Origin of the sequence: Labrys okinawensis, from assembly GCF_047345005.1 — a bacterium.
Classification (GTDB): Bacteria; Pseudomonadota; Alphaproteobacteria; order Rhizobiales; family Labraceae; genus Labrys; species Labrys okinawensis.
Window position 1 is genome coordinate 4250937 of sequence record NZ_CP178864.1, and the last position, 16971, is coordinate 4267907.

General features: G+C 63.6%; 17 protein-coding genes. 9 read left to right on the plus strand and 8 right to left on the minus strand.

Annotated features, from left to right (window positions below; translation table 11 throughout):
- Positions 1-7: 7 nt before the first annotated feature.
- Positions 8-421 (plus strand): DoxX family protein, encoded by a 414-nt coding sequence (locus ACMDCR_RS19890; RefSeq protein ID WP_413988275.1) that lies wholly within the window; start codon positions 8-10, stop codon positions 419-421.
- A gap of 134 nt (positions 422-555) precedes the next feature.
- Here the strand turns inward: ACMDCR_RS19890 and ACMDCR_RS19895 are convergent, their stop codons facing one another.
- The 5 genes from ACMDCR_RS19895 to ACMDCR_RS19915 all read right to left on the minus strand — a co-directional run bounded on the left by ACMDCR_RS19895 (position 556) and on the right by ACMDCR_RS19915 (position 6566).
- Entirely contained in the window at positions 556-1725 is a 1170-nt protein-coding gene (locus ACMDCR_RS19895) for a CaiB/BaiF CoA transferase family protein (protein ID WP_413988276.1), read from the minus strand.
- A gap of 35 nt (positions 1726-1760) precedes the next feature.
- The gene (locus ACMDCR_RS19900) at positions 1761-3158 is read right to left on the minus strand and encodes an amidase (protein WP_413988277.1); all 1398 of its coding nucleotides are present in this window, start codon (positions 3156-3158) and stop codon (positions 1761-1763) included.
- A gap of 92 nt (positions 3159-3250) precedes the next feature.
- Positions 3251-3676, minus strand: coding sequence for a DUF3592 domain-containing protein (locus tag ACMDCR_RS19905; RefSeq protein ID WP_413988278.1), 426 nt, complete (start codon positions 3674-3676; stop codon positions 3251-3253).
- A gap of 68 nt (positions 3677-3744) precedes the next feature.
- On the minus strand, positions 3745-5235 hold the full coding sequence (locus tag ACMDCR_RS19910) for a cryptochrome/photolyase family protein (RefSeq protein ID WP_413988279.1): 1491 nt from the start codon (positions 5233-5235) through the stop codon (positions 3745-3747).
- Between the two features lie 26 nt (positions 5236-5261).
- Positions 5262-6566, minus strand: coding sequence for a 3-phosphoshikimate 1-carboxyvinyltransferase (locus tag ACMDCR_RS19915; RefSeq protein ID WP_413988280.1), 1305 nt, complete (start codon positions 6564-6566; stop codon positions 5262-5264).
- A gap of 152 nt (positions 6567-6718) precedes the next feature.
- Between ACMDCR_RS19915 and ACMDCR_RS19920 the strand changes: the two genes are divergently transcribed.
- Complete coding sequence (locus ACMDCR_RS19920; RefSeq protein WP_413988281.1) at positions 6719-7939, plus strand: TCR/Tet family MFS transporter; 1221 nt, start codon at positions 6719-6721, stop codon at positions 7937-7939.
- Positions 7940-8109: 170 nt separating this feature from the next.
- Here ACMDCR_RS19920 and ACMDCR_RS19925 read toward each other — a convergent pair whose 3' ends face one another.
- Positions 8110-9639, minus strand: coding sequence for a UxaA family hydrolase (locus ACMDCR_RS19925; RefSeq protein WP_413988282.1), 1530 nt, complete (start codon positions 9637-9639; stop codon positions 8110-8112).
- A 159-nt stretch (positions 9640-9798) separates the two neighbouring features.
- Between ACMDCR_RS19925 and ACMDCR_RS19930 the strand changes: the two genes are divergently transcribed.
- Together ACMDCR_RS19930 and ACMDCR_RS19935 are read left to right on the plus strand one after the other, a co-directional pair.
- Positions 9799-10659, plus strand: a complete 861-nt coding sequence (locus tag ACMDCR_RS19930) for a GntR family transcriptional regulator (RefSeq protein WP_413988283.1) — start codon at positions 9799-9801, stop codon at positions 10657-10659.
- Positions 10660-10763: 104 nt separating this feature from the next.
- The gene (locus ACMDCR_RS19935) at positions 10764-11804 is read left to right on the plus strand and encodes an aldo/keto reductase (protein ID WP_413988284.1); all 1041 of its coding nucleotides are present in this window, start codon (positions 10764-10766) and stop codon (positions 11802-11804) included.
- A gap of 112 nt (positions 11805-11916) precedes the next feature.
- On the opposite strand, the gene ACMDCR_RS19940 is transcribed toward ACMDCR_RS19935, so the two are convergent.
- On the minus strand, positions 11917-12678 hold the full coding sequence (locus ACMDCR_RS19940) for a hypothetical protein (RefSeq protein WP_413988285.1): 762 nt from the start codon (positions 12676-12678) through the stop codon (positions 11917-11919).
- Positions 12679-12847: 169 nt separating this feature from the next.
- On the opposite strand from ACMDCR_RS19940, the gene ACMDCR_RS19945 reads away from it, so the two are divergent.
- The 4 genes from ACMDCR_RS19945 to ACMDCR_RS19960 all read left to right on the plus strand — a co-directional run bounded on the left by ACMDCR_RS19945 (position 12848) and on the right by ACMDCR_RS19960 (position 15223).
- Positions 12848-13207, plus strand: coding sequence for a winged helix-turn-helix transcriptional regulator (locus ACMDCR_RS19945; RefSeq protein ID WP_413993675.1), 360 nt, complete (start codon positions 12848-12850; stop codon positions 13205-13207).
- Between the two features lie 53 nt (positions 13208-13260).
- The gene (locus ACMDCR_RS19950; RefSeq protein ID WP_413988286.1) at positions 13261-13725 is read left to right on the plus strand and encodes a GNAT family N-acetyltransferase; all 465 of its coding nucleotides are present in this window, start codon (positions 13261-13263) and stop codon (positions 13723-13725) included.
- Positions 13726-13803: 78 nt separating this feature from the next.
- Positions 13804-14229 carry a MerR family transcriptional regulator gene (locus tag ACMDCR_RS19955; RefSeq protein WP_413988287.1) on the plus strand — a complete coding sequence of 142 codons (426 nt, stop codon included), beginning with the start codon at positions 13804-13806 and terminating at the stop codon, positions 14227-14229.
- 16 nt (positions 14230-14245) lie between these two features.
- Positions 14246-15223 carry an aldo/keto reductase gene (locus tag ACMDCR_RS19960; RefSeq protein WP_413988288.1) on the plus strand — a complete coding sequence of 326 codons (978 nt, stop codon included), beginning with the start codon at positions 14246-14248 and terminating at the stop codon, positions 15221-15223.
- Between the two features lie 92 nt (positions 15224-15315).
- Here ACMDCR_RS19960 and ACMDCR_RS19965 read toward each other — a convergent pair whose 3' ends face one another.
- Complete coding sequence (locus ACMDCR_RS19965; RefSeq protein ID WP_413988289.1) at positions 15316-15897, minus strand: hydrolase; 582 nt, start codon at positions 15895-15897, stop codon at positions 15316-15318.
- Between the two features lie 270 nt (positions 15898-16167).
- Between ACMDCR_RS19965 and ACMDCR_RS19970 the strand changes: the two genes are divergently transcribed.
- Positions 16168-16935, plus strand: a complete 768-nt coding sequence (locus ACMDCR_RS19970) for a GNAT family N-acetyltransferase (protein ID WP_413988290.1) — start codon at positions 16168-16170, stop codon at positions 16933-16935.
- Positions 16936-16971 lie beyond the last annotated feature (36 nt).

The following is a 16971-nucleotide window of genomic DNA, read 5'->3' on the forward strand; positions in this document are numbered from 1 at the left end:
AACTCCGATGTCCGCTGATACCCGTTACACCCCGCTCCTTGGCCGTGTCCTGATCGCTGTCATTTTCGTCCTCAGCGGCTTCAGCAAGCTCACTGCCCCCGCCGCCACCGCCGGCTACATCGCCTCGGCCGGCCTGCCGCTGCCCTATGCCGGCGTGGCTCTCGCGATCGTCGTCGAATTGATCGGCGGCATCCTGCTGGTCGTCGGCTACCAGACCCGCATCGTCGCGCTGATCATGGCGCTGTTCGCGGTGGCGACCGCCGTGTTCTTCCACTCGAACCTCGCCGACCAGAACATGTTCATCCATTTCTTCAAGAACATCGCAATGGCCGGCGGCCTTCTGCAGGTCGTGGCCTTCGGCGCCGGCAGCCTCAGCCTCGACGCCAGCCTCGCCCGCAAGAAGGGCCTGGCGACGGCGTGACGCTGCTGGGAGCGCGGACGTCTCGTCCGCCTCTCGAACCTCCTCGGCATCGAGAAAGGGCGCAACCATTCCGGTTTGCGCCCTTTCTTCTGGCTCATCGTTTCCAAGAGCGGACGAGGCGTCCGCGCTCCCAGCTACTCTAAATCGGGGCTCGCCTGCAGCGCGACCATCGGCTCGCCGTCAATCATGATCGGCGTGCGCACCGAGGGAATATAGCCCTCCTTCACCCCGGGATGGGGCAGGTTGACCACCATGCGGCGATGGACAGCCTGCGGATCATGCAGTGCATCTGCCACCGAATTGATAGGGCCGGCCGGCACGCCTACCGCCTCCAGCGAGGCAAGAAGGTCCTCGCGGGTGCGCATGCCCGTCAGGCCGCCGATCAGCACCGCCAGCGCCTCGCGATTGTGCACCCGGTCCTTGTTGGAGAGGTAGTCGGGATGCAACGCCAGGTCGGGAATGTTCAGCACCGCGCAGAGCTTCACGAACTGGCTGTCATTGCCGCAGGCGATGATCAGATGCCCATCCTTGGCCGGGAACACCTGGTAGGGCACGATATTGGGATGGGCATTGCCCATGCGCGTCGGGCTCTTGCCGGATGCAAGGTAGTTCATCGCCTGGTTGGCAAGCACCGCAAGCTGCACGTCGAACAACGCCATGTCGACATGGCCCCCCTCGCCCGTCAGCTCGCGCCGGCGCAACGCCGCCTGCACGCCCACGACGGCATAGACACCGGTAAAGACGTCGGCAAAGGCAACGCCGATCTTCTGCGGCTCGCCCTTCGGATCGCCGGTCAGATCCATGATGCCGCCCATGCCCTGGATCATGAAGTCATAACCGGCTCGGCTGGCATAGGGCCCGTCCTGGCCGAAACCGGTGATCGAGCAGGTGATCAGGCGCGGGTTGATCGCCCTTAGGTTCTCATGGTCGAGGCCATATTTCCTGAGGCCTCCGACCTTGAAATTCTCCAGCACGATATCGGCCTCGCGTGCCAGGGCCCTCACCTGATCGGCCCCTTCGGCCGTCTCGAAATTCAGCGCGATCGAGCGCTTGCCGCGGTTGCAGGAATGGAAATAGGCGGCGCCGAGATTCTCGCCCTCGCTGCCCGTAATGAAGGGCGGGCCCCAGGTCCTGGTATCATCCCCCTGCCCCGGGCGCTCGACCTTGATCACCTCTGCCCCGAGATCCGCCAGGAGTTGCCCCGCCCAGGGCCCGGCCAGGATACGGGCAAGTTCGAGCACGCGCACGCCATGCAGCGGTTTCGGCGGGGTATGGGCGGGAAGGTCGGAAAGCGGGGTCCACATCGATCGATCTATTTCTCTTGGAGTCGAAATCGGCATCAGGCCGGGAAAGGCGGGAACTGGGGCGTTCTGAGCGCTTCAATCCATTTGCCCAGCGCCAGCACGCCGCGGTCGCCATGGCGGTGACCGACAATCTGGAGACCCGCCGGCATGCCGTTACCAGCCAGGCCCATCGGCAACGACAGCACTGGGCAGGAGCTCAAGAGGTTGAAATGGCCGGTCATGTCGACCGAACTGTATCGCCCGTCCGGCTGGATCTCGTCACTTTCCTGGAGCTCGGGGTCGGCGGGCGGCGCGGTTACCGCGGTGGTCGGGCAGAGCAGCGCGTCATAGCCCTGCAGCAATTTGGCAAACTCGCGCCAGAGCGCCGTGCGGCGATGCTCGATGGCGCGCAGACCGATAATGTCGAGGCGACGCCCCTTCTCGATCAGGCCGACTACCTCGGAATCAAGCTTGTCGCGATGGCCCTCGAGGAGATGACCGACATCGCCGGCAAAGCAATAGGCCCAGAGCGCATACCAGTCCTTCGCGGCCTGGACGGTGAAAGGCGTTCTCACCCAGGCAATCTCGGCACCGGCCTTCTCGATATCGGTGATCAGGGCATGAAAGAGACCTGCAACCTCGTCGGAGACGACATGCATGTCGAGATCGAGGGAGACGGCGAATTTCGGCCTCCTCGGTGGCTTGGCCACAGGATAGGCCGTCGGCAGCTTTGGGAGCGACAACGCGTCGGCATCGTCAGGTCCCTCGCAGACCGATAGGAAAAGCGCGGCGTCATCGACGCTGCGCGCTAGCGGACCGAAATGAGCGAGCGTGTCGTACTGCGTGCGCAGGATGTCCATCGGGATGCGCCCGAAGCTCGGCTTCAGCCCGACGACCCCGCAGAGGGAAGCAGGAATGCGGATCGAGCCGCCCATATCCGTGCCCTCCGCGAGGAAGACACCGCCGGTGGCAACCGCAACGGCGGAACCGCCAGAGGAGCCGCCGGATGTACGCTCCGGGTTCCAGGGATTGCGGGTAATGCCCCAAAGCGGGCTGTGCGTCGAACCGGAATAGGCGAACTCCGGCGTGGTGGTATGGCCGAGAATGATAGCGCCGGCAGCCTTCAGCCGCCTGACGATGACGGGATCATGCTCGGCAATATGGTCGCGATAGACCTTCGAGCCGAAGGTAGTACGTTTGCCGGCCAGCGGCGTGAAATCCTTGATGGCGATCGGCACGCCGCAGAGGGGCAGGTCTGCGCGCCCGGCCAGCGGCAATGCGTCGATTCGGGTGGCCTCAGCCCGGGCTTGATCCGCATAGATCTCGGTGAAGCAGTTGAGGCGAGGCTGCACGGCCTGGCTGCGGGCGAGGCAAGTTTCAACGGCTGAGAGAGCCGAAGCTTCGCCACGCTTGACCGCTTCCGATAGAGCTACGGCGCTTTCCGGTTCCGCCATCCCTGTCTCCCAGACTCATTGATCCGCAGCCTAGCGGTAAGCCGCGGGCAGCGGTAGAGGCTGGAGATGCACCGAAGAAGGTGTCCGGCGCCTCATCTTGTCCTTCCCCGCTGCGCCCGGCGGCCAATAACCGTCAACACCACGCCCAGCACCAAGAAGGCACCACCCAGCAGGCCAGCCAGCCCCGCCGGGAACCAGCGACCGGCAAAGCCGTCGACCACGGCGTCCGAGGGATTGCTGGGATCATAGGCGATGGCAACGTCGTCGCCGACATGCCACGAGGAACTGCTTACATTGTTGGTGAAGCGGATGACACTGCCATCGGCCATGGTGAACTCCATGGCAGAAAGTTTGCCGATGGCAACGATCTTGGCCAAGGCGGTGGCGGTATGGCGGCCGCGCCATTCATTGCCGGCGAAATAGACAGCGACGGCCAAGCCGGCCAATCCTAGAACTAGAAAGGCCCTCCCGATGATCGCAAGAGCGGCGGGGCCGCGAACGCGTGTCCCGATGGCCATGCTCATCCCCTCCAGCCAATGCTGAAACCAGTCAAGGAAAACTCCATAATCATATGATCTTGCTTTCTTTAATGACTTGCAACGCTTTGATCGCGCATGCTCTTCCATGTCGCGAGGGCCCGCTTGCGAGCGGCATCGTGATCAACGATCGGGCGAGGATAGTCCTCCCCTAGGCGGATGCCGGCGTCGCGGAGCTCAACCGCGCTCGCCGTCCAGGGATGATGGACGACGCCGGCCGGTAGCCTTGCCAGTTCCGGCAGCCAGCGCTTCACATAGGCACCGTCCGGGTCGAACTTCTCGCCCTGCAGGATAGGGTTGAGGATACGAAAATAGGGCGCGGCATCGGCACCCGTGCCGGCGACCCATTGCCAGTTCGCTGGATTGTTGGCGGGATCGGCATCGACCAACGTGTCCCAGAACCAGCCTTCACCCTCGCGCCAGTCGATCAACAGGTGCTTGACCAGGAAGGAGCCGACGATCATGCGGGCCCGGTTATGCATGCTGCCCGTCGCCCATAATTCGCGCATGGCGGCATCGACCACGGGATAGCCTGTGCGGCCGCGTTGCCAGGCCTCGAGCGCTGCCTCATCCCGGCGCCACGGCATGGCGTCGAAAGAAGCCTGGATGTTCTTACGATGCAGGGACGGCGCGTGGTAGAGCAGCGAATAAGAGAATTCGCGCCACCCAAGCTCAGATTTGAACTTTTCGATGTCCCGGTTCGCGGCCCTCAGGGTCCCGGCATGCTGGCGGCCAGCCAGAGCGTGCCAGATCTGTCGAATCGAAATGTTGCCGAAGCGGAGAAAAGGCGACATTCGCGAAGTTGCCTGGCGATCGAGCCGGTCGCGATTGTCGGCGTAGCCCTGCAACTCCCCCTCGAGAAAGGTGCCCAGTCGCTCCTGGCCTCCCTCCTCACTCCTTTTCCAAAGATCGCGCATCTGGACCGCCCAATCCGGCTTCTGTGGATCAGGATCCAGTCCATAGGGGTAGGTGAAGCGCTTGGCCAAACTCTCCGGCAGAGGGGCGAACCGCATCTTGGCGGGCACCGGCAGAGGCAGCGAAGGTTCACCCTGACTCAGGGCTTCGGCCCAATAAGGGGTGAAGACCTTGAAGGGAGAAGCCGCCTTCGTCAGCACAGCCGAGGGTTCATGCAGCAGCAGGCCGGTGAAACCTCTGGCCTGGACCCCGCGCGTCTGCAGCGCGTCCTTGATGCCGAGATCGATCTCCTGTCCGACCGGGTCATAACGGTGGTTCCAATAGACACCGCGAGCCCCCGTCTCCTCGGCAATGGCTTGGATAACCTCGGCCGCCTTTCCGGCCAGGGCGTAAAGGGTTCCGCCATGCTTCCTCAGAGATTGGTTGAGGTGAGCGAGAGAGCCGTGCAACCACCACAAGGCTGCGCCCTGCGGGACCCGGAAGTTCAGCTCGGCCTTTTCGTGGATGTAGATGCAGAGGATCGGCGCTCCGGTCTTGACCGCCGCATCAAGCGCCGGATTATCACTCAGGCGCAAATCATTGCGAAACCACACGATAGAGGGCGCCGAAGAATCGAGTTTCGTCATCCTGGCACCCTGCGCTCGGATCCGCTTCAGACGGTCCTTTCCTCGAGCCTAACCCCCAGCGAAGCCAATGCGTTCCAATAGCCCGGATAGGTCTTGGCGACGCAGGCCGGGTCCTGAATGGTGATGCCATGGATCTTCAGTCCGGCCAGCGCAAAGCTCATGGCGATGCGATGATCGGCATAGGTCGCGATCGAAGCCGGCAACGTCTGGCCCGCGAGCTTGGGATCAGAAGCGACCAGGAGGTCATCTCCCTCCTCCCGCGCGAGGTCAGGGCGTATGCGGGTCAGGCCGTCGTGTAGGGCGGCGATGCGGTCGCATTCCTTCACGCGCAGATTGGCGATGCCGGTGAAGCGCACGGGCGTCTCGTTGAAGGCGGCGAGCACGGCCAATGTCGGCACGGCATCCTGCATCTGCGAGCCATCGATCACGGCGGGCAGATGTGGGAAGGCAGAGATGAGCTGATAGGCCTTGGCATCGGGCTGAGTGAAATCACCAGCGGGCACGCCAAGATCGATGGCGCCGCCCGTGAGCACCTCGGCGGCCCACAGATAGGTGGCCGCCGAGGCGTCGGGCTCGATCAGGTAGTCGGTTGCGCGGTAGCCGGTAGGCGCCACGCGCCAGGTGGCAGCATCGGGCCGCTCGATCTCGGCGCCGAAGGCGCGCATGGTGGCGAGCGTCAGATCGATATAGCCGCGGGCGCCGATCTCCTGGCCGGTAAGCGCGATATCGACAGGCTCGTCGCTGCAGGCTGCCGCCATCAACAGCGCCGAGACATATTGGCTGGACAGGCCCGCATCGATCTCGACGCGCCGGCCGCCGAAGCGGCCCTTGCCGTACACGGTCACCGGAGGACAGCCCGTCGGCGCCTCGGCCTTCACGCCGAGCGACTTCAGCGCAGCAACCAGCGGTGCGATCGGCCGGGTGCGCATATGCTTGTCGCCATCGACGACGACATCACCCTCCACCAGGGCTGCCGCTGCCGTCAAAAAGCGCGTCGCCGTGCCGGCATTGCCCAGAAACAGCGGCCCCTCAGGCTTGGCGAGCCGGCCCGAACTGGTGACGGTGAAGCTGGTGGCATCTGGCTCCTCGACAGTGACACCCATAGCCTTGAGCGCCAGCGCCATGTAGCGGGTGTCGTCGCTCTTGAGTGCCCCGGTCAGATGGCTGGTACCCTCAGCCAGCGCCGCCACCAGCAGCGCGCGGTTGGTGATGGACTTCGAGCCTGGCGGCACCACCCGCCCCCGCAACGGATGATCCGGCGGAAGCACCGTCGTCTGCTGCCCGCTCCATTCCGCCGCCATGGTCCTGTCCTTCTCAGTGCCCCGGCTCATCTCGCCGGGCTTTTCGCGCGCTTATCTACGATTGTTGCGCCGCTGCGCCAAGCCCGAAGCTTCGTCGCATCCAAGTCTTGCTCAGGTTGCAACCGCCGGCTGCGGGGAGGTAGAAGGTCAGCCTCGTCGAAGTGCGTTTTGAAGGCGTTGCCATGACCGTTTCGAAGACAAGCCCGCATGCCCTCACCTTCGTGCTTGTCACTGTCTTGATCGACATGATCGGCCTCGGCATCGTCATTCCCGTCTTGCCGCGCCTGATCGAAGACATCGCCCATGTCGACATTGCACGTGCCTCGGTTGTCGGCGGCTGGCTGTTCGTGGCCTATTCGGCCATGCAGTTCCTGTTCGGCCCGATCATCGGCAACCTCTCCGATGCCTATGGCAGGCGGCCGGTGCTGCTGCTCTCGGTGGCGGGGCTTGGGGTCGATTATCTCCTCACCGCCTTCGCCCCAACCATAGCCTGGCTCTTCCTGGGCCGGTTGATCGCCGGCATCTGCGGGGCATCCTACACCACGGCCAATGCCTTCATCGCCGACATCACCGCACCGGAGAACCGGGCGAAGGCGTTCGGCATGATCGGCGCCGCCTTCGGCATCGGGTTCACGCTCGGTCCTGCGCTGGGAGGCCTGCTCTCGCATTTCGGCGATCGAGCGCCCTTCTTCCTCGCCGCCGGGCTGTCGATCGTCAATGTGATCTACGGCTACTTCGTGCTCCCGGAAACATTGGCGAGGGATAAGCGCCGCCTCTTCACACTCAGGCGCGCCAATCCACTTGGCGCCCTGGTTGCCTTCCGCCATCATCCGCTGGTGCTTGGCTTCGGCGCAGCGCTGTTCCTGCATTTCCTGGCGACGAACGTCTATCCGGCGATCTGGGCCTATTACACCATCTATCGCTATGGCTGGAGCGAACTCGAAGTCGGCCTGTCGCTGGCGGCCTTCGGCGTGATCACCGCCATCGTACAGGGCGGGTTGGTCGGCCCTTTCATCAAGCGCTTCGGCGAATGGATGGCGGCGGTGATCAGCCTCACCGTGGAATGCATCATCGCGGTGGGCTACGGCCTCGCGAGCCATGGCTGGATGATCTACGCCCTGTTGGTGGTCGGCGCGCTCCAGGGCGTCGCCATGCCGGCCATCAACGCCATGATGACGCATGAAGTGGATGAGAATGCGCAGGGTGAGTTGCAAGGAGCGATCGCCAGCCTGATGGGCATCGCGGCTATCGTCAGCCCCCTCTTGGGCACACAGCTTTTCGGCCTGTTCGCAGGGCCGGGCGCAGTGATGGAGCTGCCCGGAGCACCGTTCTTCCTGACGGCATTCCTGTCGTTGATCGCGCTGTGGGTGTTCGTCGGCGTGCCGGGGAGGAGATTTGCGTAGCCTAGGACCGCCGGCTTTCCAGCCGGCATCTTGGGAAAGGTGACGCTTGTTTGGGAAGTGGCAAGCATGCCGGTCTGAAGACCGGCACACCGACCCAGCGGCAAACGCGACGCCCAATCGGAAAACGCTGCCGCTTCCAAGATGCCGGCTGGAAAGCCGGCGGTCCCGGGTTACATCGTCGCTCCGACCTGCCAGGGCACGAACTCGTTCGAGCCATAACCCAGCTCTTCCGACTTCGAGCGCTCGCCCGAAGCCACCGCCAGGACCTTTGCGAAGATCTCCTTGCCCTTCTCCTCGATCGACACGCCTTCCAGCACGTCGCCGCAATTGATGTCCATGTCATCGGTCATGCGGCGATAGATGTCGGAATTGGTGGCGAGCTTGATCGAAGGGGTCGGCTTGCAGCCATAGGCCGATCCGCGGCCCGTTGTGAAGCAGAGGATATTGGCGCCGCCCGCCACCTGGCCCGTGGCAGAGACCGGGTCGTAGCCGGGCGTGTCCATGAAGACGAAGCCCTTGTCCCGGACCGGCTCGGCATATTCGTAGACGGCGGTGAGCGTCGTGGTGCCGCCCTTGGCAGCCGCACCGAGCGACTTTTCGAGGATCGTGGTGAGGCCGCCAGCCTTGTTGCCGGGCGAGGGATTGTTGTCCATCGAGCCGTTGTTCTTGGCGGTATAGTTCTCCCACCACTTGATGCGCTCGACCAGCTTCTCGCCGACTTCCCGGCTGGCAGCTCTGCGGGTGAGCAGGTGCTCCGCGCCGTAGATCTCCGGCGTCTCGGAGAGAATGGCCGTGCCGCCCTGATGCACCAGGATATCGGCAGCCGCGCCGAGCGCCGGGTTGGCGGTGATGCCGGAATAGCCGTCCGAGCCGCCACATTGCAGGGCGAGCACCAGTTCCGAGGCCGGAATCGTCTCGCGCTTGGCCTGGTTGGCGAGCGGCAGCATGGCCTTGATGCGCTCCATGCCCTGCTCGATGGTCTTGCGCGTGCCGCCGGTGTCCTGGATCGTCATGGTCTGGAAATGATCGCCCTCGACGATGCTGTATTCCTGCTTCATGCGGCCGATCTGGAAGACCTCGCACCCGAGCCCGACCAGCAGCACGGCCGCGATGTTGGGGTTGGAAGCATAGCCCCACTGGGTGCGCTTCATGATCTCGAAGCCTTCGCCCTTGTCGGCCATGCCGCAGCCCGAGCCATGCACGAAGGGCACCACCCCGTCGATGTTGGGATAATCCTTCAGGATGCCCGACTGGTTGAAGGCATCGGCCATGAAGCGGGCAACCGAAGCCGAGCAGTTCACGCTGGTGAGGATGGCGACATAATTGCGCGTGCCGGCCTTCCCGTTGGAGCGGCGGAAGCCCTGGAAGGTCGCTTGCTCGGAAAGCGGCAGGATTGCCTCCTCCTTGGCATCCTGCGCAAAGGCATAGTCGCGGTCGAACGCGTGGAATTCGCAATTATGCGAATGGACATGGCTGCCGGGCACGATGGCCTGCGAGGCGAAGCCTATAATCTGACCGAACTTGACGATGGGTTCGCTCTCGGCAATCGGCGCCACCGCGATCTTGTGGCCCTTGGGCACACGTTGCAGCGCCGCGACGCCCTCGACCTCCATGCCCGGCTCGATCACGTCGACGGCAACGAGGACATTGTCCCTGGCATTGAGGCGCAGGGTGCGGGCGGTCTTGGGGACGATCTGCATGGCGAAATCCGATAAAAAGGCGTCTGGGCATTTTCAAGCGAAGTGGATGCCGGCCCGCGTGAAGAAAATGCGCTAGAACAAGAGGTAGAGACGATTTCCGATCCGGCCGGACCCGAAAACACTCTAGCCAAGCGCGGCATCCATTGCTAACATGTTAGCATGTCAGACGCGGCAGTCAAAGCTTCTTATGAATTTCTCGAACCGCTCGGCCTCTCCAGCCGTGGCGGCACCACCGAACGCGTCCAGTCCGTCCTGCGCGAGGCGATCATCGGTTTCGAACTGGCGCCGGGGGCCGACATCGACAAGCTGGCGATCTGCGAACGGCTCGGCGTCTCGCGCTTTCCCGTCTCGGAGGCGCTGGCGCGGCTGCAGAGCGAGGGCCTCGTCGAGATTTTGCCCCAACGCGGCACACGCGTCTCGCGCATCCGCCTTTCCGACGTGCGCCAGAGCATGTTCATCCGCAGCGCTCTGGAGGCCCAGGCAGTGCGGGTGTTGGCCACTGGCTATGCCACAGACAGAACTGTCATTCCCGGCCGAGCCATTCGCGGGCAGGGCGAGAGAGGGCGAGGGGAAGGGAATCCAGGGGGCAAGGATGGCGCCCTTCGGCCCCTGGATCCCCTTCCCCCGGCCTGCGGCCTCGCCGGGGATGACAGGGATCCGCTCCTGCAAAATCTCGAACGCAATCTGCGCTATCAGCATGCGGCGGCCGAGGCTGGCGACAGGCGCGATTTTCACAGGCTCGACCTCGAATTCCACCTCATCCTCCTCGATGCGCTCGGCTATGCGCGCGTGAAGGCCGCAGTCGAAGCGGCGAGGGCCAATCTCGACCGTGTGCGGCGTCTCCTCTCTTCCCCCCGCCACCACGCCCTCACTGTTGCAGACCACGAGAAGATCGTCGCCGCCCTCGCCGCGGGTAACGCGGATGCCGCCGGGCGCGCGATGGAGGAGCATCTCGATTTCGTCATCACCGAACTGGTGGCTTTTGCCGCCGAAAACCCAGCCCTGTTCGAAGATCTCTAAAGCAAAATGCGTTTGAACCTAAAGCGGCTTTCCAACTTAACCTGTTGGAATTGAAGCATTCCAGTCGGCAAGACCCGAAGCAAACCCCACCAAGAGAGAACCCCATGGTCAAAAGCAATTTCGGCATCCGGTCGCATGTCAGCCGCTCGGGTGCGGTCCTTCGTTTTACCGAACTCGGCTTCGGCACGGCGCCGCTCGGCAACCTTTATCGAGCGCTGGATGAGGATGTCGCCGCTCTGACCGTCAACGCGGCGTGGGACGCCGGTATCCACTATTTCGACACGGCACCACTCTACGGCCTCGGTCTCTCGGAAACCCGCCTCAATCCGCTTCTCCGGCGGCTGAAGCGCGAAGATTACGTGCTCTCAACCAAGGTCGGCCGCCTGCTCAAGGCGGTGCCGCCTGAGCGGCGCACCGGCATCGGCAAGTTCTTCAACACGCCCTCACGACAAGAGGTTTACGACTATTCCTATGACGGCGTGATGCGTTCGGTGGAGTTCTCGCTAGAGCGCCTCGGCATCGACACCATCGACGTGCTCTTCGCCCATGATGTCGACATCTTCACTCACGGCTCGAAGGAAGCGTCGGACCGGCGCATCAGGGAATTGATGGAGGGCGGCTACCACGCCCTCGTCAAACTGCGCGAGGAAGGCACGGTAAAAGCGATCGGCGCCGGCATCAACGAGTGGCAGGTCGCCGAGACGCTGGCCCGTGCCGGCGACTTCGATCTCTTCCTGCTCGCCGGGCGCTATACGCTGCTGGAGCAGGAGGCGCTCACCAGCTTCCTGCCCTATTGCGTGGAGAAGAAAATCGGCGTGGTGCTGGGTGGACCCTATAATTCCGGCATCCTCGCCACCGGCCCGCGCGCCGGCGCCTACTACAATTACGAACCAGCCCCGCCCGCGATCCTCGACCGCGTGGCCCGCATCGAGCGCGTCTGCGCCTCCCATGGCGTCAAGCTGGTGGAGGCGGCGCTGAAATTCCCGCTCGGCCACCCCCAGGTCGTCTCCGTCATCCCCGGTGGGCAGGCGCCGCAGGAAGTGACCCGCAATGCCGAGATCATGGGGGCGAAGATCCCGTCTGGGCTGTGGAGCGACCTCAAGGGCGAAGGCTTGCTGCGCGAGGACGCGCCCGTGCCGATGTGAGCCCTTCCCGGGTGCGCGGACGTCCCGTCCGCATCATGAACCGCAGCGTTTGGTGGTTGGGAAGATGCGGACGGGACGTCCGCGCACCCGGGAGGAAGCCGGCTTTTCATGCTCAGAACTTCCCGTTGCCGTTCTTCTGCTCTTCCTTCGGCGGGATCGCCTCGATCACATCCCAATGCTCGGCGATCTTGCCGTTCTCGATGCGATAAAGATCGTAATAGGCTGATGGCGCCGAGCCGAAGATGCCCTCGCTCACGGCGAGCACGAAATTGCCCTCGCCCAGCACCATATGCAGGCGGTCATATTTCACCCGCATGCCTTTCTCGGCCAGGGTCTTGAGGCCGGCGCCGAGACCGGAAAGACCATCGGCCAAGAGCGGATTGTGCTGGATATAGGCGTTGCCATCGAAATGGCCGGGCAGCCCGTCGAGCCGGCCCGCGATGATGTCCTCGATTTGCCGGCGGACCAGCGCCTTGTTCTCTTCGGTCTTGTCGAGATCGACGACCTCCGTTGGCCCGTCCAGCATAGTGTGGCCGCCGGGATTCGACCCCTTGGGCGTTTCCTGCAAATTGTCCCAATGCTCGACGATGCGGCCGTCCTCATAGCGGAAGATATCGAAGCCAATCTTGGGGCCGAAGAAGTCGTAGTCGGTGTGGGCGAAGACGTAATCGCCATCCTCGAAGACGCGAACGGTGTTCACGCGGGCGGAGCCCGGCGGCAGCTGGGCCAGCGCCGCGGCCAGGCCCGATACCCCCTCGCCGATGGCGAGATTATGCTGGATGTATTTGTCCGGATTGACGAATTGCAGCGCTCCCTCGCCGCCCCTCTCGATCGTCTTCAGCAGGGAAACCACGTCTTGCTTGCGCCTGGACATCGCCACCACCTCTCCATATCTGTTCTAGTTATTTAGTTTCTAATGGAAACTACATTTCACAAGTGCAGCAGATATCGTAGGGTGGGAGAGCCGTAAAGAAGGCACTTTTTGGTTATGTGGTGAGTTGGAGGAAACCGCTTTGCCCCTCGGACGGAAACTGCCGGAAGGCATGCGCTACGACGTCTACACCCAGGCCTGCCCCTCTCGCCTGGTGCTCGACCGCGTGGCCGACAAATGGGCCGTGCTTATCCTCGGCCGCATCGACGACGAGCCCGTGCGCTTCAACCAGCTCAGGCGGGAGATCCAGGGCATTTCCCAAAAGGTGCTGTCGCAGACCCTCAAGAAGCTGGAACGCGACGGCCTGATCCGCCGCGAGGTCTTCGCCACAGTGCCGGTGACGGTCGAGTATTCGATCACCGACCTCGGCAACACCCTCGCCGACACCATTCGCAGCCTGGCGCGCTGGGCAGAGGCAAATATCGAGGCAGTGACCGCGGCGCAGAGGTGCTACGACGAGGCACAGTCCTGAATGAACGATACATTCAACTCAACATCTCCCGTTCCCAAGACTGGCGACCAACCTTGACAGACGTCCAGATCGATCCCTTGGAGGCAGTAACCGCCGAGGACGCAGAGGCGCTCGCCGGACTGATGCGGCAGCTCTCGTCGCACGCTCCTCCGCTCGCGCAGGCCAACTTCGCGAGGATAATCGCGGGCTCATCCACCACGATGTTCGTCGCCCGCATCAACGGGAGGATTGTCGGCACGGCGACCATGGTTCTCATCGAGGTCGCGAGCGGGAGCCGCGTCTCCATCGAAGACGTGGTCGTGGACGAGAGCCAGCGGGGGACAGGCATCGGCGACGCCCTGATGAGGGTGGCTGTCGCCGCGGCGCGCGCGCAGGGTGCAGGGAAAGTCGACCTCACCTCCAACCCTTCGCGCCAGGCTGCCCATCGACTCTACCTGCGCCTCGGCTTCAAGAAGCGTCAGACTGATGTGTTCCGGCTCGAACTTGATGCCGAGGAAGACCGCAAGACACTGGCATGAATTCCCCGCAGAATTGCCCTTGACTTAGAGCGCGCTCGAACCCCTAGCCTCGGGAGCGTCGTTACGAGAAGAGGCCCCATGAAGATTGGCGAGCTTGCCAGACGCTCCGGCTTGTCGGCCCACACCCTCCGCTATTACGAGCGGATCGGGCTGCTGCCTTATGCCGACCGCAACGCTTCCGGACAGCGGGACTACGACGCCGCGATCCTCGACAGGATCGGCTTCCTGCACCGGCTCAAGACCACCGGCATGCCGATTCGCGAGATGCTGCAATATGCCGCCCTGATGGCCGGCGGCGAGACAACCCTGCCGGATCGCCGGCGGCTCCTGGAACAGCACCGCGAACGCGTGCGCGCCCATGTCGACGAAATGCAGGCCTGCCTTCTCGTCCTCGACGCCAAGATCGCCGGCTATGGCGACACTGAAGCAAGGACGAAGAACGATGACGCAAACTCCCGAAACAGGAAACGGCCGGCCCACTCCGTCGGTGGCCGCGCGCATTGAGCCGAAGAAGAGGCGCATGCTTGGGCAGGGCCTGGAAGTCTCTACCCTCGGGCTCGGCTGCATGGGCATGAGCTGGGCCTATGGCGCGACGGATGACGACCATGACGAGTCCGTGAGGACCATCCACCACGCACTGGACATCGGCATCAACTTCCTCGACACCGCCGATATCTACGGGCCCCACACCAACGAGCAGCTGGTGGGCGAGGCCATTGCCGGCCGGCGCGACGAGGTGGTGCTTGCGACCAAGTTCGGCATCGTCCGTGCGCCGGGCACGAGCATCGAGGAAAGGACCATCAATGGCAGGCCCGACTATGTGCGGGCTTCCTGCGATGCCTCCCTGCAGCGCTTGGGCGTTGATCATATCGACCTCTACTACCAGCATCGCATCGATCCGGACACGCCGATCGAGGAGACAGTTGGCGCGCTCAAAGCACTGATCGAGGCCGGCAAGATCCGCCACTACGGCCTCTCCGAAGCCTCGCCGGAAACTCTTCGGCGCGCCCATGCCATCCATCCGGTGACGGCGCTGCAGAGCGAATATTCGCTTTGGACGCGCGATCCGGAGGATGGAGTGCTGGCGACCACGCGAGAGCTCGGCATCGGCTTCGTGCCCTATTCGCCCCTCGGTCGTGGCTTCCTCTCGGGCGCCCTCAAATCCTTGGACGCATTGGCGCCCGATGATTATCGCCGCCGCTCCCCGCGCTTCATCGACGGCAATTTCGAGCGCAACCTGGCGCTGGTGGAGAAGGTCGAGGAGGTCGCGGCACGCAAAAGCATCACGCCCGCGCAGCTCGCGCTGGCCTGGCTGCTCGCCCGGGACGACCACATCGTGCCTATCCCGGGCACGCGGCGGCGCTCGCGCCTCGACGAAAATGCCGGGGCGATCGCCGTCACGTTGACGCCTGCGGAGCTGGCGGAGCTCGATACGGCTCTCCCCCAAGCGGTCGGCGCGCGCTACCCCGAAGCGGCGATGCGGGAGTTGCGCGGCTGACAAACCAACCCGCCATGTGACGAGCGTTTCCAGCCCCACGAAGGCCATAGGATGGGCGGCGCGAGTCGCCCATCAACCCGGTCGGGGTTTCCTCAGCCGCCCTTGATCGCACGGATGATCTCGGCCGTCGGGCGAATGCGTGCGATGCGGGGCATGACGTGGTCGATCGAGAAGCGATGCATCTCAGCCGACATGCTGCTCACCGCGTCCTCGGGCACCACCGGCGCGTAATTGTAGGCGAAGGCGTCACGCACCGTGGCTTCCACGCCGAAATTGGTTGCGATGCCCGATACGATCACCGTGTCGATGGCGCGCCGGCGCAATTGCAGATCGAGCTCCGTGCCATGAAAGGCACTCCATTGGCGCTTGGTGATGACGACATCGGCGATGGAGGTGCTTATACGGCTGTCGAAGGCAATGGCCTCGGCCGGCATCTTGCCCTCGGGCAGGATCATCGGCGAATCGACGGGCACCTTCACCACGTCACCGTAGCCATCGGAAAAGGCCACGCGCACCAGCACGACGGTTCCGCCTGCCTTCCGGAGCGCTCTCGCCATCTTGATGGAGCGATCGACAACATCCTCGCCCGAATGTGGCGCAAGAGGCCGATTCACTATCCAATTTTGCAGATCGATGAGGACAAGCGCCGTATGGCGAGGGTCCAGGTTCAACATCGAGGCACTCCAGTCATTCCATGAGGGGCGGTCGAATCTCGGCCCCGCCAGTTTCCCCTCTCCAGCCGTCAGGCGACGTTATAGGGGGACCTCTTTGTCAGGCTCAAGCCGCTAATCCGAGCGGAGCTGCCCACCAAGGAGGCAGGAAGGCAGAGCGCGGGGTCGGTCGTGACCAAACGCCACCAAAATCGCGCTACCGGCAGGGGTACGCAACAGTGGCGGTGTTGGCTATGTTGCCCGGCAGCAGCCACACGATGGGAGTCGCGGATCATGACCTCGCCCACCAGACTCGCCCAGCGCGTCGAGGAAGCCTGCCTGAATGGCTGGCCGGCGTTGCAGAGCATCATGCTGGATGGCTGGCAGCTTCGCTTCTCGCGAGGATACACCAAGCGCGCCAATTCGATCAGCCTGCTCCGGGCCTCCAGCCTCTCGCTCATGGACAAGGTGGGTCTGTGCGAGAAGCTCTACACCATGCATCGGCTGCCGACGATCTTTCGACTGTCCAGCCTCGATGCCGAGACGATCGACCCCACGCTCGATGCGGCTGGTTTCAGCCCACGGTTCGACGAGGCCTGCGTGCTCTATCGCGATCTTGTAGCAAATCCGGCGCCGGAAGGGCCGGACACTGTCATCCTGCAGACGAGTGCGGGCGATGCCTGGTTCGACGCCCTCGCCCGCATTCAGAATCTCAGCCTGCCGGCACAGGCCAACAACCGCGCCTTGCTTGATGCCGTTGCCGTGCCGACGGCCTTCTCTGCATCGCTGGCTCCGGACGGCCAGATCGCCGCTGTCGCCTTCGGTGCCGTGCACGATGGTATCATCTGCCTCAATTCCGTCGCCACGGATCCAGTCTTCCAGCGCAAGGGCCACGCACGCCTTGTCGTCGGCGCGATCCTCGCCTGGGCCCAGCGCCAGGAAGAGGCGAAGGGGGCATGCCTTCCGGTGGTCGCGGACAACGCGGCGGCACTCGCGCTCTATCACGCACTTGGCTTTTCTACAGAAATCCTCCGTTATTCCTATCGTCTAAAGCAATCGTGATCGGAAAATCTGCCTTGAGGATAGCGCATGGCTCAC